Raw genomic sequence first — 18,449 nt, forward strand, 5'->3', positions numbered from 1 at the left:
AAGCCGGGAAGAAATCATCTCTGAGCTCATCATCGCTGATTTTCAGAAAAATGCAACCAAATACACAAAAGCAACAAAATACACATACGGGTTAGCCGGGGCTGCGCTACACTGAGACAACTGTTATCATCCGGCGCAGTTTGCATTGAGGAAATCCTATGTTGCAGGAAACGCGATTACACCGTATACGCTCATTAATCAGTACTCATCATCAGGTCAGTACTGAACGCATTATCAATGAGCTGGGCGTCTCTAGAGAAACTGCCCGCCGTGACATTATCGCGCTGGAACAACAAGGTGTGGCACGCCGGGTGCATGGCGGGATTGTCGCGATAGATGCCCCGGCAGAACCTCCGCTCCCTGTACGTTACGCCGCGCGGGAAAAGGAAAAACGCAGCATTGCCCGCTGCGCGACAGAACAGTTACATTCGGGACAAACGATATTCCTCGACTCCGGCAGCACCACAACCTTGCTGGCACGCGAACTGAGAACCATGTCCGGGCTCACTATCATTACCAACAGCTTGCAGGCAGCACTGGTTCTGACGGCAACCGAGGAAAATGACCATCAGCTGCAACATGAAGTGATTCTGTTGGGGGGAAGCATGTCAGCCGGAACTCAACAAACTCATGGCGGGATCACGGTGAACGAAATCCACCGCTACCAGGCAGATGTGGCCCTGCTGTCACCGGTAGGAGTAGATGCCCTGACAGGTGCCAGCAGTTTTTCTCTGGCGGAAGCGGCAATTGCCGGCGCGATGGCCCGCCAGGCGAAACAGCTCTTCCTGCTGGCCGACCACAGTAAACTGGGGGTCACCAGCCGTTACTGCTACGCTGAGCCGGCAGATATCGGATTACTGATATCGGATAGTGCCGCGGCTCAGCATTATGCCTGGCCTTCGCTGAGTCAGACATTCAGTCAGGTGATTTGTGCCTGATACAGGCGTTGCGGATGGCTATAAATGATTGCACGACCTGGCTTGCTGAATCCCACCAGCGTCAGGCCGCAGCGTTCAGCCACCTCAACGGCGAGCGCGGTAGCTGCTGACACAGCAAACAAGATTTCAACGCCACACATCGCCGATTTTTGCACCATCTCATAGCTGGCACGGCTGGAGACTACGACTGCTCCCTGCTGCCAGCCCTGCCGGCTGCGATGCCCAAGCAGCTTATCTAACGCGACATGTCGGCCAACATCTTCACAGCCCCCGGTTAATTGCCCTTGCTCATCCATCCAGGCTGCCACATGAGTACAACCGGTCTGACGTCCAATGGGCTGAAAGTCAGACAGTTGTGACAGGCCGCTATCCAGTGCCTGCAGATTGAAACGACGGGTAAAAGGCAACGGTGGAACCGGCTTACCGATTTGTTCAAGCTGTTCCACCCCGCAAACCCCACAACCCGTGCGGCCGGCCATCGCCCTGCGATGCTCTTTCAGCGCCATAAAACGTCGTGTCGAAAGTTCAATATGGACCTCAATCCCCTGGCTCTGTGGCAGGACATCAATACCATATATTTCTGACGGAGAACTGATAATCCCTTCAGAAAGAGAGAAGCCCACAGCAAAAGCTTCCAGCTGTTGCGGTGTGGCCATCATGACCACATGAGAAATACCGTTATAGACCAGTGCTACCGGCACCTCTTCTGCCAGCCAGTCCTGACGGGGTGCGGAGTGAGGCCCATCCTCAACGGCCTGACGCGTCCAGACCTGACGGGTGGTTAGCCCTTCGATTGGCGATGCTTCTTCGCCGGAATTCACAGAAGAAATATTCATATGATAGTTCCGCAGATCTCACTGCTGATAATAGTTATCACGGGGTTTTAGCACATTACCCCGCACAAGTGTTAACCACATCAGGGGATGTTATAGCAGCAAGGCAAAGCTTTCCTGTGCGGGTTAACTGTGGCAGAGACAAAAAAAGCGAGCCAGTGGCTCGCTTATCTGAATCATACTTCACCCGTAACGACTTACTGCAGCAGAGAAATATCCGCAACCTGCAGGAACAGATCACGTAATTTAGCCAGTAATGTCAGACGGTTAATACGAATCTCTGGTTCTTCAGCATTCACCATCACCTGTTCGAAGAAGTTATCTACCGCTTCACGCAACTGAGCCAGCTCAATCAGCGCTTCCTGGTAACGGCCTTCGGCAAAGTAAGGTTGCAGTTTGCTGCTCAGTGCACTCACATAGGTTGCCAGAGTAATTTCCGCATTTTCCTTCAGCAGGGATGCCTGCACGCTGTCATTCAGCGGTTCATCAGATTTTGCCAGAATATTGGAAACACGTTTATTGGCTGCCGCCAACGCTGCTGACTGCTCAAGCGTCCGGAAGTGAGAGACTGCTTTCATCCGTGCATCGAAATCTGCCGGTCGGGTTGGCCGGCGAGCCAGTACCGCCTGCAACGTATCAACGCTGTGCCCTTCTTCCTGATACCAGCTACGGAAACGGCCCAGCATAAAATCAATCACATCATCAACTACCGAAGGATTGGTCAGCTTATCCCCGTACAGGCGTACCGCTTCTTCAGTCAGGGTCTGCAGATCCAATGGCAGATTTTTTCCGACAATAATTCTCAGCACACCCAACGCAGCACGGCGCAGAGCAAACGGGTCTTTATCGCCTTTCGGATGTTGTCCGATACCAAAAATACCGGCCAGGGTATCCATTTTATCAGCAATCGCCAGCGAACAGGACACCAGACTCTGCGGCAGTTCATCACCGGAGAAGCGGGGCTGATACTGCTCGTTCAGTGCCACGGCCACATCTTCGGCCTCGCCATCATGACGGGCATAGTGCATTCCCATCACGCCCTGGGTGTCGGTAAACTCAAACACCATATTGGTCATCAGATCGCATTTTGACAGCAATCCAGCTCGGGTCGCATGGCTGACATCGGCACCGATTTTACCGGCAATCCAGCCTGACAATACCTGGATACGATCGGTTTTATCGCGCAACGTTCCCAACTGTTTCTGGAACAGAACACTTTCCAGCCGCGGCAGTTGATCTTCCAGACGCTGTTTACGGTCAGTGTTAAAAAAGAATTCGGCATCGGCCAGACGCGGGCGCACCACCTTCTCGTTACCGGAGATAATTTGCTGCGGGTCGGTCGATTCGATATTGGCAACAAAGATAAAATTCGGTAGCAGTTTTCCGTCCTGGCTATAAACCGGGAAGTACTTCTGGTCACCTTTCATGGTGTACACCAGCGCTTCAGAAGGCACCGCCAGGAATTTTTCTTCAAAGGTCGCCGTCAGCACTACCGGCCATTCCACCAGAGAAGCCACTTCTTCGAGCAGACTGTCATTCAGATCGGCTTTACCCCCGAGTTTTTTGGCCGCCGCTTCCGCATCTGCTTTAATCACAGCCTTACGCGCTTCGTAATCAGCGATCACTTTCCCGCGCTCCTGCAGGATCTGCGGATATTGATCAGCATTCTCAATGCTGAACTCCGCTTCCCCCATAAAACGGTGACCACGGATGGTCCGCCCTGAACTCACCCCCAGCAAGGTAGCAGGGATCAGTTCATCTCCCAGTAACAGAGTCACGGTATGCACCGGACGGACGAACTGTACATCGCTGTCAGCCCAGCGCATCAACTTCGGTACCGGAAGTTTCGCCAGCACACCGGCAATCATCTCAGGTAACAGAGAAACAGCTGATTCTCCTTTCACCACAGCGCGGTAAACCAGCCATTCACCCTTATCAGTCACCAGCCGGTCAGCCTGCTCCACGGTGATGCCATTACCCCGTGCCCAACCTTCAGCAGCCTTAGTTGGCTTACCTTCGGCATCAAATGCAGCCGCAATCGCCGGGCCACGTTTTTCTACTTCACGATCGGCCTGAGAAGCACTGAGTGAAGCAATTTTTACCGCCAGACGGCGCGGGGAAGCAAACCACTCCGTAGCACCATGGCTCAGTCCGGCATTGTCCAGTTCGCTGGTCAGTTGGGAGGCAAAAGATTCCGCCAACTGACGTAATGATTTTGGTGGCAGCTCTTCGGTGCCAATTTCCACCAGTAAGGTTTTATCTGTCATCGCTGCCTCTTACTTGTTGTTATTGCACATCGGGAAGCCCAGGGCTTCACGGGAAGCGTAATAGGCTTCGGCCACGGCTTTGGTCAGGGTACGGATCCGCAGAATATAACGCTGACGTTCGGTGACAGAGATAGCTTTGCGGGCATCCAACAGGTTAAAGCTGTGAGCGGCCTTAAGAATGCGTTCATAAGCCGGCAGCGGCAGCGGTTTTTCCAGTGCCAGCAGGGTCTGCGCTTCTTTTTCGTACTGCTCGAAACAGTTGAACAGGAACGGGACATCGGCATATTCAAAGTTATAGGTCGACTGTTCCACTTCGTTCTGATGGAATACATCACCATAAGTGGTGGTGCCGAACTGACCATCACTCCAGACCAGATCATAAATGCTGTCAACGCCCTGGATGTACATCGCCAGGCGTTCCAGGCCATAGGTGATCTCACCGGTGACTGGCTTACACTCCAGACCGCCTACCTGCTGGAAATAGGTAAACTGGGTCACTTCCATCCCGTTCAGCCATACTTCCCAGCCCAGCCCCCAGGCCCCCAGCGTCGGGTTTTCCCAGTTATCTTCAACAAAACGAATATCATGAATCTGCGGATCAAGGCCCAGCGCCTTTAATGAGCCCAGGTAAAGTTCCTGCATATTCTCCGGCGAAGGTTTAATCATCACCTGGAACTGATAGTAATGCTGCAGACGATTTGGATTTTCGCCATAGCGGCCGTCGGTCGGACGACGTGAAGGCTGGACATAGGCAGAGGCAACGGGTTCTGGCCCCAGTGCACGCAGGCAGGTCATTGGATGTGAGGTGCCCGCACCTACCTCCATATCCAGTGGCTGTACAATGGTACAGCCCTGTTGCGCCCAGTAATCCTGCAAGGTCAGGATCAGGCCCTGAAAGGTCTTGGTATCAAACTTTTGCATGTTGAATTTGCACGCTTTTGGCCGGATGAAAAAAGTGGGTCGTAGTATACCCTTTGACCGGCCGTTGTGCAGCCGGAAATCCTTACATCGCGGCGTTGTCCGCGAAATTCATGTAATGCGGTTTTATCTCACGAGATCTATAAATGGCTTCCTGTGACCAGGGTTTCAGGGTCAACACTGTTGAAACCATTTGAAACCACTGCCGTTCTCAGGAAAGATTCCTTCAGAGTCAGCCTGTGTATACCACCGCCCACTTTAAGGTGCCCGAAGGAGAAACCATTGAACGAAGACATCAAAGCCAGAATGATGGCCATTTGTGATGAAAAAATTGCTGCGAAAGGGAGTCATGTCGGCCTCTCTTTCTACGCATTTTTCTCTAATAAAAATAAGGACCCGGAAACACTAATGGAAGTGGCGCAATGGTGGATTATGGAAATGAAACTGGATCATTTTGAGAAAGCAGAGAAAATCAAATCCCTGCTCAGTGCTCTTTAAGCTATATCAGCTCACTGGTAGCCTTGCGCCTTCAGCAACGGACTCACCGGAACTCTCCTGCAATCTGGATCGGGTACGCCGGAACTGTCTGGCGGAGGAGAATCCTGCCGCCAGCGCCGCTTTCTCGATGCCTTCTCCTTGTTGCAGGCGTTGCCCTGCGACCGCTACACGTAACTGTTGCTGATATCCATGTACAGAGATCCCCAGATAACGACGAAACAGCCGGGTCAGATGGCGGCTGCTGATATGCACACGATCCGCGAGCTCACTCAGCGGCCAGGTCTGTTCAGGGTGCTGACTGATTAAATCCTGAACCTTATGAATGGCCGGATGCAGGTGATTGCGGTAACGCAGCCACGGAGATAATTGCGGATCATCACCGGAACGCCGGAACCAGACCACCATTTCCCGGGCCACTTCAAGCGCCTTCCGGGGCCCGAACATCCGGCTGATCAGGTGCAGCGAGAGATCAATCCCTGTCGTGATCCCGGCACTGGTCCAGATCCCCCGGTCTTCAATAAAGACCCGGTTATCCAGCACACGGGAGTGGGGAGCCAAGTCCCGTAAACGGTCCAGCACCTGATGATGTGTGGTACAGGCCACGCCATCCAGTAATCCGGAGCGGGCCGCCAGTAATGCCCCTGCACAGATACACACCAGGGTCACGTCTCCGCGACGGATGGCAGCCTGTTGTGTGAGCAGCCAGTTTCCGGCTTCTCTGGCTGCTGTCTGTTCCAGTTGCCAGGCTGAATTTTCCACCCCGGGGATAATCAGTAAACTCCCTGTCGGCAACTGTTCCGGCAGGGGAGCAATATCGCTGATGGTCATCTGCGTGGAACTCACCACCGTTGAACAGGGGCCGATGTACCGCAGTTCGATTTCCGGACCGGCCAGCCGCAGAGTTTCCGCCGGACCGGTCATATCCAGAGCCATCACTCCGGGCAGGGTCAGAAACCAGACTGTTACCGCCATCGTCGTTTCTCCTCAGGATACAAGTCAGGATTACTCGTTGAGTCTCTGCAGGCATTCATCTACCGAACAAATCTGCGCAAACCTGCCATTCAGTACCAGTTCAGTTCGTCGTACAATCTGTTCGACAGAATAGGTGACGCCCTGCCACTGCATGTCGAATGTCAGGGTCGCTTCACTGACAAACAGCACCTTAAACCCTAAGTCGCTGGCCACCCGCGCAGTGGTTTCGCAACATTGCTCCGTCCGGATACCGCTAATCACCAGTTGCTCTACCTGGTGCTGTTTCAGCCATTCCAGCAGCGAAGACTCCGTCAGCGCATTATGCACTCTTTTCTGTACACTGACTGCGGCATTATGGTTCAAAAAGGACATCCGCTTAACATAGCCGGACTCCGGCGCAAACGGTCCGCTACTGAGATGAAACACATCAACTACCGGTATATCGAGTTGCTGGCACCCGGCGATAAGCCGGGTTAACTGCTGCGAAAATTCAGGAAATCCGTCGTCTGACCAGAAATCCCGGTGTAAAAAAGAGTCCTGAACATCGATGACGAGTAATGCGCTTTTCATATCCACTCCTGGCGGCTGTGAGGTTCTGCCGACAGTATCACTGCGATAGCCACAGAAAATAATGCCAAATCGGGACATCCTTCCGCCTGCAGCAGACCAGTTTGTGGTTCACAGTGAAAACCCCGCCCAGCGCCACAGAATAATCACCGCAAACAGAATTAGTATGCCGCCTGCCAGCCGTTCCAGTCGCCAGAGAATCCCGGATAATCGTTGCCTGATGCCCTTCAGCCCGAGTAAACCCGCCACACCTAAATCCCAAAGCAGCACGACCATCACCATCCATACCCCGCAACTGATTTGTTGCAGCAGCGTGATATCCGGACCAGTCACGCTGGTCAGTAGTGCCAGGTAGAACAATGCATTTTTGGGATTCAGCGCGGAAGAAGCCAGGCCACTAAAAAACTGGCGGGAAAATGAGGGACACTGCCCGGTCACAGTTTTTGGCAGACGACTATCTGGTTGACTTCGGGATAATTGCCAGCCTGCCCACAACAGATATCCGGCACCGGCCAGTTCTGTCAGGCTATACAGCCATGGGGTGTGGCTCAGCCCACTCCAGCCGGCAATCGCTAATACAATATATCCGCCGTTACCGGCCGCAATTCCGCAGCAAACCCCGGCACTGCCGCGCACCCGGTAGCGGAGAGCATAACTACTGAGCAGGAAAAAATCGGGGCCGGGGCTGAGCAATGCCACAAAGTGTGCCAATGCCAGTAACCAGAAATGCTCAGGAAACAGGAGATGTAACAGTGACATGATAACCTCTGCAAATAAATACAGCGGTCATGCTATGCAGCAGGCAGGATCAGGTATTGTCAGATATTGATCGCTCTTTCACATATTGTCCCGGAGTGGCGGCCATATAACTGACAAACATCTTGTGAAAATGGCTTTGGTCAGCAAACCCGCTGAGATAACTCACCCCGGCAATCGTCTCCCCTTCCCGCAACGCGGCTTTTGCCAGCTCCAGCCTCGCCTGGGTCAGATAACTGCCAGGGGTCATACCGGTATCACGCCGGAAGGTACGAATCAGCGTCTCTTTACGTTGCGAAAACTGCGTTGCCAGTAAATCCAACCCCGGGGGGGCTTGCAAATTTGCCCGGAGCTGTTGTTGCAAACGTATACTGGTCTCTGATAACGCGGCATCAGACTGCCAGCACAATCCGGGTAAATCGACTAAGAACTCTGTCACCTGGCGGATAAGCTGGCTGGCAGAAACTGTGGCTGAGTGCTCAACAATCTGCAAATAACGCCTGAATAATTGCGGATCACGGATAACCGGTAGCTCACTACTTAGCAACGGCTTATTATGCGTCACCCTCATCTGCTGGCGACACCAGACACTGTCCAGGTACAACATATGATAACTGCGAGGCTGGCTTTCCAACGGGTTACAGCTGTGCATTGTGCCGGGCGGTATCACAATCAAATCGCCGGGTTGCAGAACCCACCACTGGCCGTTCAGCTCGCAGCAGGTTTGCCCGTCGGTAACGGCACCGACCGATAACTGCGGATGATAATGGCTTCTGTAAGCCTGAGTGCTGCGGGCCGTGGAGCGTAATTCAAACCAGGGGGCATCTCCCCTGCGGCGAAACTGCTGACTGATAGCCTTTACCTTACTCATAACCCTGCCTGAATCCTTGAACAGACCGTCAGTATATGAGCGTATTAAGAAATTTTCATCGCTAAATCATCGCTTGCTGCCCCCGGATACGCTTACCCGCAAGGTTTCCCGTCGCCAGCCACCGTCGGATAATGATTAAAATAAGTCATCATTTCATCCGTATTTTTCCCCATTAAATCTCCCATGAGAGCACCAATCCGGTCGGATCAACCCATCCACCGATTAGACAAATCGGCCCACGATTCTATACTTAAATTATTCTGAAGATTGTGACCATCGGGTCAGACTGGCCTCTGTTGCTTAAGAGGTTGTTCAGACAGAGGCCGGACCCGGCTGATAAACTCAAACGGAGGAAATATGGTTCAGAAGACAACAATTCATGCACAGTCGCAAACACTGCCAGGCAGTGATGCAAAACTCCAACCCGAAGCCTTGTTTATTCGTGAGGACTACAGGGGAAGTGGTAAGCTGGCAGGAAAAGTTGCACTGATTACCGGCGGTGACAGTGGTATCGGTCGGTCTGTCGTCCAGCATTTTGCGCGTGAAGGGGCTGATATTGCTCTCACCTGCCTGCCAGACAGTGAAGATGAAGCCAGGGATGCCAAAGTGGCCCGGCAACTGGCTGAGCAGGAAGGTCGTAAATGTGTGGTTTATCCGGTAGATCTGCGCAGTGCCGAAAACTGCCGGCAGTTAATTGCCAGTGTGGTCAGTGAATTTGGTCAGCTGAATATTCTGGTGAATAACGCAGGTACCCAGTATCCGAATGAAGATATTACTACCCTGAGTGATGAGCAGTGGATGAATACGTTTGATGTGAATATTCACTCCATGTTTTTTCTGACCAAAGCCGCGATACCTCACCTGAAAGAAAACGACAGCATTATTAATACCACCTCAGTCAATGCCTATATTGGCCCCGAGTTCCTGCTGGACTATACGGCCACCAAAGGTGCCATTGTCAGCTTCACCCGCGCCTTATCGAATCAGATTGTCAGTAAGGGGATCCGGATTAACGCCGTGGCCCCGGGTCCGGTCTGGACTCCGCTGCAACCCGCCACGCTGGGTCACTATAATCCCGAATGGCTGGAGAATTTTGGGCACGAAACCCCAATGGGACGAGCCGGTCAGCCTTCGGAGCTGGGTCCTGTGTATGTGTTTCTTGCCAGCCAGGATTCATCGTTTATCAGTGGCCAGGTTCTGCATCCGAATGGCGGAACCATGGTTGGCGGTTAACCGTAGATTCTCGTTTTCGTGGGGCTGGCATAGCGCACCCACGACCGGTGTCTGAGAGGCGCCTGCCAGAGCGTGCCCTCAGACATAATGCCCGATACCACTGATTAACAGAGGGAATGATGCTATTTACTCATCTGACTGACAGCTGGCTAAGCAAACCTTATCACCATGACTGGCTCGAAAAAGAGAGCCGCAGACTGATGTCATTTTACCGGCGTTCAAAGCACCCTGACGCTGGTTTTGCCGCACTGGACATTCACGGCGAGCTACCTTCCGACAGCCAGCCGGACACCATGCTGACCGCCCGAATGACACACTGTTTCGCTATCGCCAGCCTGCAGGGAGAGCCTGGTGCCGGCGCCCTGGCCCAATGGGGCGTGGAGGCTCTGCTGGGGCCCCTGCGTGATTCAGAGTATGGTGGCTGGCTGGAAGGTAAACCAGAGCAGACTCCGGACGGACGGAAGCAGGCTTACCTGCACGTTTTTGTGACCCTTGCCGCGCTTAGTGCGTCACTGGCAGGGACAAAGGGTGCCAGCCAGTTGCTGGAACAGGCAACATCGGTCATCGACAACCACTTCTGGTCGGAGGAAGAAGGTTGCCTGCAGGAAAGTTTTAACCGTCAGTGGCAGGATCCGGAAGATTATCGGGGCGGTAACAGTAATATGCACGCGACCGAAATGTTTGTTCAGCTCGCGGATGTTACCGGTGACAGTCGCTGGCGCCAGCGTGCCCTGTCGATTGTGACTAAAATCATTCATCAACATGCCCGGGCTAACCACTATCTGCTGGCCGAGCACTTTACCGCACAATGGCAGGAATGGCATGAGTATAACAAGGACAAACCTACCGACGATTTCAGGCCTTACGGGGTGACTCCGGGCCATGCCTGTGAATGGTCCCGGTTGTTGTTACACCTTGAAGCCGCATTACTGCAACACCAGGAAACCACACCAGAATGGCTGTTGGAGGATGCAAAGGGGCTGTTTGAGGCCGGGATAACTTACGGATGGCATGCCGATGGGGCCTCCGGAATGATTTATACACATGACTGGCAGAAAAAACCGGTGACACAGAATCGTCTGCACTGGACGGTGGCTGAAAGCTGTTGTACAGCGGCCAGTTTGCTGAAACGCACCGGTGATATGACCTATGAAAAGTGGTACCGGACATTATGGGACTATATCGCCAACTATCTTATTGATACCCGACACGGCAGCTGGTGGCATGAACTGGATGCCAACAACCAGCCTTCGTCGGTGGTTTGGTCAGGTAAACCAGACCTGTACCATGCCTGGCAACTGACCCTTAACAGCCGTCTGCCATTGGCTCCCACTCTCGGTACCGCTGTCAAAGCCGGGTTAGACAGGATATAACGCAGTGAAACTGACCCGGCGGCGGTGACAGAGCAGCCAGGTCAGCGTTATTTTTTTGCTTTGCGAACCCGTTCCGCCAGCCCTTTCAGGACATAGCGCAATACCTGGTCGCCACATTCGCGGTAATTTTTATGGCCTTCTTTACGGAAGAACGCACTGAGTTCGTTTTCTGACATCGCGAAATCAACCGATTTCAGGATTTGCTGTAAATCTTCGGTTTTCAGCTCAAAGGCTACCCGCAGTTTCTTCAGCATCACGTTATTCGTCACCCGCTTTTCAACTTCCGGAGCAGGAAAACGCGGGTCACGTCCACGCCGGTAGAAAATCAGTCCATTAAGAAAATGCGCCATCACTTTATCATTACAAACCTGATAACCGGCATCTTCTTCCTTAAGCAGATAAGCATGCATTTCCTGCAGGCTGACTTCAGCGCCGCCGGAGATCAAAATCTCCAGCATTTTTTCATCACGCAGATCAAGCATATATCGAACACTGCGTAAAACATCATTGTGCATCATAGTGGTAAGTTCCTGCCGCGCTCAGGCCATAGGCCGCAAGCTGTTTATGTTCATCTGGCGGGCATTATACAAGTCTGCCAGGCCGGGTCGCCTGTTAGTTGAAAAAATAGCGAAATAAACCCGGGCCACCGCAGAGGTTGTCGGGGAAGTTGCCCCGCCGTCAGGCTGACTCGCCGAGGGCTTTATTGACCGCGGGCATAACCTTATCGGCCAATAGCTCGATAGAACGGGTCACTTTTTCATACGGCAGCGCCGCCCGATATTTTAGAAAAAATGCGTCCAGGCCGAGGATATTGGCATAGCCAAAACCAGGGCTGGCAACATATTCGCCACCGGAAAATGTTTAATTCCACAAATCCTAAACCCTGTCGCAAACATTAATACACCACCTACCGCCGAAAAATCCGCCTGCATATTGGGCGTAGTCAATGGCAGAATATATATCGCACCATAAGCGAGAAGTAACTGAATAATCAGCTGTGGAACTGCCACAATGGCTACCGCAAAACCTAAAGAAGTGGCAAAAATTGCCGACGTGAACAGATCCAGGAATGATTTCGCAATTAACACACTGGAATCCCCGGTCATCCCCTCATGCATTGAACCAAATATGCCGGTGCCGCTGGCACAAAACAGCACGATGATCGCCACATAACTTTGCAGAAACGCTTCCTGAGACTGTTGATCACTGCCTTTGGGAGCAAATAATATTTCAACTAACCCTTTGGCTTTTGCGCCCAGCTTACCAATACCTTTTTCCAGATAAACCAGTTCACCCAGTAATGAGCCCAGGATGACGGATAACACCATCACCGGCATATGTGACAGCTTAACCACCAGTACCACCCCCATACACATCGAGGCGGCACCAAAAATCTGCGGCATACTGGTACGAATGCGTTCCGGTAACCGGGTACTTAATACCGCACCCACAATACCACCGACTAATACCGCAGAACCGTTAATAAAGGGTCCGATTATCATTTATTATTACTCCCGTTTATTGCTGCTATCGACTCTCCCCAACGCGGTAAATCGGCACAGTCCACACCCAGTAATCCCAGAGAACGGGCAGCACTATGAGCAATGATTTCTTCTACGCTTTGAGGACGAGCATAAAGTGCAGGCACCGGTGGAAAAATGATTCCTCCCATCTCTGTGACCTGCTGCATATTGCGTAAATGCCCTAAATGTAATGGCGTTTCTCTCGCCATCAAAACCAGTCTCCGGCGCTCTTTAAGAATCACATCAGCGGCCCTGGTGAGTAAATTTTCGGTCATGCCTGTCGCAATGGCTGCCAGGGTATGCATCGAACAAGGGGCAACAATCATGCCATCGGTCCGGAATGAACCGCTGGCAATCGCTGAGCCCACAGCGCGGAAGGGGTAGACCACATCAGCCAGCGCCAGCACATCCTCCTCACTGAGAGTCGTTTCCTGCTCGCGGTTAAGGTGCGCTGAAGGAGAAATCACCACATGGCTTTCCACTCCGGCTTGTCTCAAATAATGCAGTATCTGTACCCCGTATGAGAAACCGGAAGCACCACTGATACCGACAATCACCCTTCTTTTTGCCGTTGTCTGTTGAGCAAACCCTGACATTTTCTTCTCCTCAGTCCGTGATTATTTAGCGCTGAAACCCGGGATAAAACGATTCACATCCACTTCAAGGAATGCACTGCGCTGGAACCGGTCTTTCATATCAAAAGGTACGGTACAGTCGAAGATTGTTTTACAGGCGATACCATGACCACGGACAGAGTGGCTGAATTCCGGATCGTTAGACGGATCTAACGGATGGCAGCGTACGCCAGGAATAAAAATAGTGCTGACATCGCCCTGGTAGCGGGTGGTCATCGCCCACATCACGTCATTCATGTCGTAGATATCGACGTCATCATCCACCAGAATCACATGTTTCAGTTCGATAAAGGCGGAGAATGCCAGTAAGGCTGCCTGCCGCTGTCTGCCTTCGTCGGAAGGGATGGTTTTTTTCACTTTCAGAACCGCCAGGAATTTACCGGTACCTGGTGACGGACAGTGAACTTCCTGAACAAATCCGGGTAAGGCGCGCTCAACTAACTGCAAAATACTGGCTTCAGTCGGGATACCGGCCAGGTTGGTGTGTTCATCGCTTGGGCCGATACAGGTTTGCAGAATCGGATGTTTACGGTGGGTAATGGCTTTCACTTTAATTACGGGTAATGCTGCATTCGCCGGGCCGGTGTAGCCCGGGAATTCAGGCATCGCTTTGCCGGTGTTTGAATTCTGGTCTTCACGCACGGTCACACCAGGCAGGATTTCCCCTTCGATGACCACTTCAGCATTCGCAATCCCGAAGGCACCTTTAACAGAAACCGCTTCGGTCAGCTCTACCGCCTGTTGACGCAGTGCTCCGGCAATCGACAATTCGTCAAAGCCCAGTGGAGTTGTGGGTGGCTCAAAGCAGGCACCGATTTCGATAGCCGGATCAACACCGATACTGATGGTGATAGGTAACGCTTTACCGGCAGCTTCGGCTTTTTTACGGAACACATCCAGGTGGCGGCCCGGAGCAAAGTACATGGAGATTTCATCTTTGCTTTGCACACACAGGCGGTGAATGGTGACATCGTGCTCACCGGTCTCAGGGTCAGCGGCATAGCACATACCCAGAGTGAAATACGGACCGGCATCTTCCGGAGTATTGGTCGGTGCTGGCAAAATTTTCAGGATATCGAAGTCAGGGTCGGTAGCCCGGTGAACCACTTGCTGGCATTTTGCCTGTGAATTTGGGATGACCACAGGGGCGATTGGAGTCGCCACAGCATCCTTCAGCATAAATGCCAGTTTTTCTGGTTCAGTACCGAACAGGCGGGCTACGCGTTTACGTGATGACAACAGGCCAATCAGGACCCGCATATCATTGTAACCTTTAATTTTGTTGAAGATCATCGCCGGACCGACACGGGTAGGACGCTGGACGGTACCGTGTGCTCCGACATAACGATAAACCCCGGATAATTCGGCGATAGGATCGACCGGCTCATCGGTATAAATCAGTTCGTCGTCATACTGACTTAAGACTTCAATCGCACTTCGTAAGTCCGTTACTTTTTTCTGGTTATCTGTCATGGTAAAACCTCTCAGACTGATGTCATCGGTAGGAAATCAACGGCAAAAAATCTCAGGCATGTCATTATCATCCCTCAGGATTTTGATCAGTACCTACTGACCTGCGTCGATTTATTTCCCATCCAGTGTCTGAATTTTGGTGATTATTGTCTAATCACAATAACCGTATTTTTAATAAGTAATCGTTATCAGAAACTCCCCGGAGAGCGGCATGGAATACCGGCATTTACATGCATTTGTGGTCCTGTCTGAAGAACTTCATTTTGGCCGGGCGGCAGGGCGACTTAACATCGCTCAGCCCGCCCTGAGTCAGCATATTAAGGCGCTGGAACAGGAAACCGGACTGCATCTGTTTAAACGCGACCGGCGAAATGTGGAACTTACCTATGAAGGTCAGCAATTACTGCCGCAAGCCAGTCTGGCGCTGAGTCACTTCTCTCAATTCCGCGATCATGTCCGTATTCTGAAACAGGGGCTCAAAGGACATTTAACACTCGGTTATGTCGGCAGTTCGATTCTCGATCCAGCACTATCAATGTTAATTAACAGTTACCGGCAGCATCAGCCGACGATGAGTATCACAATTGAAGAACATAGCGTTGACGGTCAGATATTACGTCTGCTGAATGATCAACTTGATGCGGCATTAATTCGCTCACCGGTGCCCAGAATTCCGGAACTTGATTACCTGGATGTAGTGACCCGATCAATGATTGCTGTGTTACCGGCGGGCCATCCACGGCTGAAACAACCCTGCCTCACGCTGGATGAACTGGCGGATGAAACTTTTCTGATTCAACAGGACCCTCCGGGGATTGGTCTGGGCTGGACCGTGATTGAAGCCTGTCGTCGTGCCGGAATCACCCCAAGACAGGTCATGCAGACCCGCGATGTTTCGGTGGCCTGCGGGTTGGTATCCATGGGAATGGGTGTGGCTATTGTACCGGAAACACAGCGCTCGATTCTGATTCCGGGGGTAGGCTACTGTGAACTGAAAGATAAGCAGGCCACCACTACCCTGACGCTGGCCTGGCAGCGCCGTCGCTATCATCATGCACTGAAGGACTTCATTATGTTTGTGAAAGAGGTCACCGGGAAAAACCATTACTGATCAACAGGCTTTTCGCACTTTCCTCCGGGAAAATCCAGCCAACAGGATTTTGCATTTTGTGATTATTGCCGGTATAACCATCGTCGCACCCGATTTGGATGTCTGTACGTATAGAAGGTTATATGCAGGTGGATACCACAAACGCGCCACTGAAGCGCACTATGAAATCCCGTCATCTGGTGATGTTGTCACTGGGCGGGGTCATCGGCACCGGATTATTCTTTAATACCGGTTACATTATTTCTTCTACCGGGGCGGCCGGGACATTGCTGGCCTATCTGATCGGCGCACTGGTTGTCTGGCTGGTGATGCAATGCCTGGGAGAACTGTCTGTTGCCATGCCGGAAACCGGCGCATTCCATGTCTATGCCAGCCGTTACCTTGGCCCTGCCACCGGCTACACCGTGGCCTGGCTCTACTGGCTGACCTGGACGGTGGCACTGGGCTCAAGCTTTACTGCCGCCGGTTTCTGTATGCAATTTTGGTTTCCACAAGTCCCGGTCTGGATCTGGTGTCTGGTGTTCTGTGTACTAATTTTCGGGCTGAATATTGTCTCCACCCGCTTCTTCGCCGAAGGCGAATTCTGGTTTTCACTGGTTAAAGTCTTCACTATCGTCCTGTTTCTGGTGCTGGGTGCCGCAGCAATGACAGGGGTTCTGCCAATGCACGACGGTAGTCCTGCCCCCGGCCTGCATAATATTACCTCACAGGGTTGGTTCCCCCATGGCGGACTGCCGATTCTGATGACCATGGTGGCGGTTAATTTCGCTTTTTCCGGCACAGAGCTGATTGGGATTGCCGCCGGTGAAACCGAAAATCCGCATAAAGTTATTCCGATCGCTATCCGTACGACCGTGGTCCGGTTGATTATTTTCTTTGTGGGTACCGTGTTCATTCTGGCGGCACTGATCCCGATGCAACAGGCAGGTGTCGAGAAAAGCCCGTTTGTACTGGTGTTTGAAAAAGTCGGTATCCCTTATGCGGCCGGTTTTTTTAACCTGGTGATTCTGACAGCCATTTTGTCGGCCGCCAACTCAGGATTGTACGCTTCAGGCAGAATGCTCTGGTCACTGGCAAATCAGAATACCCTGCCCAATTGCTTCACGCGGCTGACAGCGCGGGGGGTTCCGCTGACCGCCCTGTCCGTCAGTATGCTGGGGGGAATTCTGGCCCTGGCCTCCAGCGTGATTGCCCCGGACACGGTGTTTGTCGCCCTGTCCGCAATTTCAGGTTTTGCGGTCGTCGCCGTCTGGCTGAGTATCTGTGCTTCGCATTTTGTGTTTCGTCGCCGCCATTTACAGCAGGGGAAATCTGCAACCGAATTGCTCTACCGCGCCCCCTGCTATCCGCTGGTGCCGGTACTGGGCTTTATTTTATGCCTGATCGCCTGTGCCGGGCTGGCTTTCGACCCGGATCAGCGCATCGCCTTATGGTGTGGTATTCCGTTTGTCGCGGTATGCTATCTGGCTTACTTTATTACCCGCCGACTGAAAAATCGCGGGACCCCATCAGCGCAGGAGAAACAGTATGCCACGAAATAATCCGTTACCCTTATCCGGTAAACATCAGTCGTTTCTGCTGCTGGACGGTGCGATGGCGACCGAGCTGGAAAACCGTGGTTGCGACCTGACCGACAGCCTGTGGTCAGCAAAACTGCTGAGCGAAAATCCTGAGCTGATAAGTCAGGTTCATTATGACTATTTTAGGGCCGGAGCACAGTGCACCATCACCGCCAGCTATCAGGCCAGCCTGCCAGGGTTCGCCGCCCGTGGCATCTCCGCGGCTGAAGCTCAGGCATTGATTCGTCTCAGCGTCACCCTCGCCGCGGATGCCCGCCACCGTTATTTATCGGAATATCCGGAGGCCGGCCCGTTACTGATTGCGGGTTCGGTCGGACCTTATGGGGCTTTCCTGGCTGACGGTTCTGAATATCGCGGGGATTATCACTGCACAGCGCTGCAATATCAGGAATTTCACCGCCCCAGGCTCGCTGCCTTGCTGGAAGCGGGTGCTGACCTGCTGGCCTGTGAAACTCTGCCCTCTTTTGAAGAAATTCAGGCCCTGGCTGAACTGCTGACTGAATTTCCGCGGGCCAGGGCCTGGTTCTCGTTTACCCTGCGCGATGCACAGCATCTGAGTGACGGCACACCGCTCAGCGAGGTGATTGCGTTTATCGAATGTTATCCGCAGATAGTCGCCGTCGGGATTAACTGTATCGCCCTGGCCGATACCACCGCCGCCCTGAGATATCTGCAGACACTGACACCTCTGCCACTGGTCGTTTACCCTAACTCTGGTGAGCAATACGATGCGGTGAGTAAACACTGGCATTCTGCAGGAGAAGGTTGCGCCAGTCTGGCGGAGTATTTACCTGACTGGCTGGCAGCAGGAGCCAGGCTGATAGGAGGTTGTTGCCGGACGACCCCGGCAGATATCGCTGCCCTGAAGCAATTACAACATCAGGACAGATAAGGGTATTCG

18 protein-coding genes are annotated in these 18,449 nt (G+C 52.6%); 7 read left to right on the plus strand and 11 right to left on the minus strand.

Annotated features, from left to right (window positions below; genetic code table 11):
* Positions 1–158 precede the first annotated feature (158 nt).
* Complete coding sequence (locus tag HA49_RS17255) at positions 159–938, plus strand: DeoR/GlpR family DNA-binding transcription regulator (RefSeq protein ID WP_038015515.1); 780 nt, start codon at positions 159–161, stop codon at positions 936–938.
* Here HA49_RS17255 and fdhD read toward each other — a convergent pair.
* From fdhD to glyQ, 3 genes are all read right to left on the minus strand, one after another.
* Positions 920–1,774 (minus strand): formate dehydrogenase accessory sulfurtransferase FdhD, encoded by an 855-nt coding sequence (gene fdhD, locus HA49_RS17260; protein WP_038015518.1) that lies wholly within the window; start codon positions 1,772–1,774, stop codon positions 920–922. The two genes, HA49_RS17255 and fdhD, sit on opposite strands and share 19 nt — an antisense overlap.
* A gap of 194 nt (positions 1,775–1,968) precedes the next feature.
* Positions 1,969–4,038: a glycine--tRNA ligase subunit beta gene (glyS, locus tag HA49_RS17265; RefSeq protein ID WP_038015520.1), complete on the minus strand. Its 2,070-nt coding sequence runs from the start codon at positions 4,036–4,038 to the stop codon at positions 1,969–1,971.
* A 9-nt stretch (positions 4,039–4,047) separates the two neighbouring features.
* Positions 4,048–4,959 (minus strand): glycine--tRNA ligase subunit alpha, encoded by a 912-nt coding sequence (glyQ, locus tag HA49_RS17270; protein ID WP_038015522.1) that lies wholly within the window; start codon positions 4,957–4,959, stop codon positions 4,048–4,050.
* A 303-nt stretch (positions 4,960–5,262) separates the two neighbouring features.
* Between glyQ and HA49_RS17275 the strand changes: the two genes are divergently transcribed.
* A complete protein-coding gene (locus HA49_RS17275) occupies positions 5,263–5,454 on the plus strand; it encodes a DUF6500 family protein (RefSeq protein WP_038015777.1) in 192 nt (63 codons plus the stop codon).
* Positions 5,455–5,460: 6 nt separating this feature from the next.
* Here HA49_RS17275 and HA49_RS17280 read toward each other — a convergent pair whose 3' ends face one another.
* The 4 genes from HA49_RS17280 to HA49_RS17295 all read right to left on the minus strand — a co-directional run bounded on the left by HA49_RS17280 (position 5,461) and on the right by HA49_RS17295 (position 8,620).
* Positions 5,461–6,426, minus strand: a complete 966-nt coding sequence (locus HA49_RS17280) for a GlxA family transcriptional regulator (protein WP_046791899.1) — start codon at positions 6,424–6,426, stop codon at positions 5,461–5,463.
* A gap of 30 nt (positions 6,427–6,456) precedes the next feature.
* Positions 6,457–6,996 (minus strand): isochorismatase family protein, encoded by a 540-nt coding sequence (locus tag HA49_RS17285; RefSeq protein WP_038015783.1) that lies wholly within the window; start codon positions 6,994–6,996, stop codon positions 6,457–6,459.
* A 108-nt stretch (positions 6,997–7,104) separates the two neighbouring features.
* Entirely contained in the window at positions 7,105–7,752 is a 648-nt protein-coding gene (locus HA49_RS17290; protein ID WP_038015524.1) for a LysE family translocator, read from the minus strand.
* Positions 7,753–7,801: 49 nt separating this feature from the next.
* On the minus strand, positions 7,802–8,620 hold the full coding sequence (locus tag HA49_RS17295; protein ID WP_038015526.1) for an AraC family transcriptional regulator: 819 nt from the start codon (positions 8,618–8,620) through the stop codon (positions 7,802–7,804).
* Positions 8,621–8,977: 357 nt separating this feature from the next.
* Between HA49_RS17295 and HA49_RS17300 the strand changes: the two genes are divergently transcribed.
* The gene (locus HA49_RS17300) at positions 8,978–9,853 is read left to right on the plus strand and encodes an SDR family oxidoreductase (RefSeq protein ID WP_038015528.1); all 876 of its coding nucleotides are present in this window, start codon (positions 8,978–8,980) and stop codon (positions 9,851–9,853) included.
* A gap of 116 nt (positions 9,854–9,969) precedes the next feature.
* A complete protein-coding gene (locus HA49_RS17305) occupies positions 9,970–11,226 on the plus strand; it encodes a D-mannose isomerase (protein ID WP_038015530.1) in 1,257 nt (418 codons plus the stop codon).
* A gap of 47 nt (positions 11,227–11,273) precedes the next feature.
* Here the strand turns inward: HA49_RS17305 and HA49_RS17310 are convergent, their stop codons facing one another.
* The 4 genes from HA49_RS17310 to HA49_RS17325 form a co-directional block, all read right to left on the minus strand.
* Positions 11,274–11,744, minus strand: a complete 471-nt coding sequence (locus tag HA49_RS17310) for a YehS family protein (protein WP_038015532.1) — start codon at positions 11,742–11,744, stop codon at positions 11,274–11,276.
* Positions 11,745–12,008: 264 nt separating this feature from the next.
* Entirely contained in the window at positions 12,009–12,728 is a 720-nt protein-coding gene (locus HA49_RS17315) for a DUF554 domain-containing protein (RefSeq protein ID WP_038015533.1), read from the minus strand.
* A complete protein-coding gene (locus tag HA49_RS17320) occupies positions 12,725–13,345 on the minus strand; it encodes a UbiX family flavin prenyltransferase (RefSeq protein WP_038015535.1) in 621 nt (206 codons plus the stop codon). Before HA49_RS17320 ends, HA49_RS17315 begins: the two co-directional genes overlap by 4 nt.
* A gap of 21 nt (positions 13,346–13,366) precedes the next feature.
* Positions 13,367–14,857 carry a UbiD family decarboxylase gene (locus HA49_RS17325; RefSeq protein WP_038015536.1) on the minus strand — a complete coding sequence of 497 codons (1,491 nt, stop codon included), beginning with the start codon at positions 14,855–14,857 and terminating at the stop codon, positions 13,367–13,369.
* 211 nt (positions 14,858–15,068) lie between these two features.
* Here HA49_RS17325 and HA49_RS17330 point away from each other — a divergent pair, with 211 nt between their 5' ends.
* The 3 genes from HA49_RS17330 to mmuM all read left to right on the plus strand — a co-directional run bounded on the left by HA49_RS17330 (position 15,069) and on the right by mmuM (position 18,440).
* A complete protein-coding gene (locus HA49_RS17330; RefSeq protein WP_038015538.1) occupies positions 15,069–15,968 on the plus strand; it encodes a LysR family transcriptional regulator in 900 nt (299 codons plus the stop codon).
* A 122-nt stretch (positions 15,969–16,090) separates the two neighbouring features.
* Positions 16,091–17,509 carry an S-methylmethionine permease gene (mmuP, locus tag HA49_RS17335; RefSeq protein ID WP_046791936.1) on the plus strand — a complete coding sequence of 473 codons (1,419 nt, stop codon included), beginning with the start codon at positions 16,091–16,093 and terminating at the stop codon, positions 17,507–17,509.
* A complete protein-coding gene (mmuM, locus tag HA49_RS17340) occupies positions 17,496–18,440 on the plus strand; it encodes a homocysteine S-methyltransferase (protein ID WP_038015542.1) in 945 nt (314 codons plus the stop codon). Before mmuP ends, mmuM begins: the two co-directional genes overlap by 14 nt.
* Positions 18,441–18,449 lie beyond the last annotated feature (9 nt).

The organism is Tatumella morbirosei (genome assembly GCF_000757425.2).
Taxonomy (GTDB): Bacteria; Pseudomonadota; Gammaproteobacteria; order Enterobacterales; family Enterobacteriaceae; genus Tatumella; species Tatumella morbirosei.

Excerpts from the sequence above, each read along its gene's own strand:
- HA49_RS17310 (WP_038015532.1), bottom strand. The coding sequence starts at position 11,744 with ATGATGCACAATGATGTTTTACGCAGTGTTCGATATATGCTTGATCTG.
- HA49_RS17320 (WP_038015535.1), bottom strand. The coding sequence starts at position 13,345 with ATGTCAGGGTTTGCTCAACAGACAACGGCAAAAAGAAGGGTGATTGTC.
- mmuM (WP_038015542.1), top strand. The coding sequence starts at position 17,496 with ATGCCACGAAATAATCCGTTACCCTTATCCGGTAAACATCAGTCGTTT.
- HA49_RS17315 (WP_038015533.1), bottom strand. The coding sequence starts at position 12,728 with ATGATAATCGGACCCTTTATTAACGGTTCTGCGGTATTAGTCGGTGGT.
- fdhD (WP_038015518.1), bottom strand. The coding sequence starts at position 1,774 with ATGAATATTTCTTCTGTGAATTCCGGCGAAGAAGCATCGCCAATCGAA.
- HA49_RS17300 (WP_038015528.1), top strand. The coding sequence starts at position 8,978 with ATGGTTCAGAAGACAACAATTCATGCACAGTCGCAAACACTGCCAGGC.
- glyQ (WP_038015522.1), bottom strand. The coding sequence starts at position 4,959 with ATGCAAAAGTTTGATACCAAGACCTTTCAGGGCCTGATCCTGACCTTG.
- HA49_RS17305 (WP_038015530.1), top strand. The coding sequence starts at position 9,970 with ATGATGCTATTTACTCATCTGACTGACAGCTGGCTAAGCAAACCTTAT.
- HA49_RS17330 (WP_038015538.1), top strand. The coding sequence starts at position 15,069 with ATGGAATACCGGCATTTACATGCATTTGTGGTCCTGTCTGAAGAACTT.
- HA49_RS17280 (WP_046791899.1), bottom strand. The coding sequence starts at position 6,426 with ATGGCGGTAACAGTCTGGTTTCTGACCCTGCCCGGAGTGATGGCTCTG.
- HA49_RS17285 (WP_038015783.1), bottom strand. The coding sequence starts at position 6,996 with ATGAAAAGCGCATTACTCGTCATCGATGTTCAGGACTCTTTTTTACAC.
- HA49_RS17295 (WP_038015526.1), bottom strand. The coding sequence starts at position 8,620 with ATGAGTAAGGTAAAGGCTATCAGTCAGCAGTTTCGCCGCAGGGGAGAT.
- mmuP (WP_046791936.1), top strand. The coding sequence starts at position 16,091 with ATGCAGGTGGATACCACAAACGCGCCACTGAAGCGCACTATGAAATCC.
- HA49_RS17325 (WP_038015536.1), bottom strand. The coding sequence starts at position 14,857 with ATGACAGATAACCAGAAAAAAGTAACGGACTTACGAAGTGCGATTGAA.
- HA49_RS17255 (WP_038015515.1), top strand. The coding sequence starts at position 159 with ATGTTGCAGGAAACGCGATTACACCGTATACGCTCATTAATCAGTACT.
- HA49_RS17290 (WP_038015524.1), bottom strand. The coding sequence starts at position 7,752 with ATGTCACTGTTACATCTCCTGTTTCCTGAGCATTTCTGGTTACTGGCA.
- HA49_RS17275 (WP_038015777.1), top strand. The coding sequence starts at position 5,263 with ATGATGGCCATTTGTGATGAAAAAATTGCTGCGAAAGGGAGTCATGTC.
- glyS (WP_038015520.1), bottom strand. The coding sequence starts at position 4,038 with ATGACAGATAAAACCTTACTGGTGGAAATTGGCACCGAAGAGCTGCCA.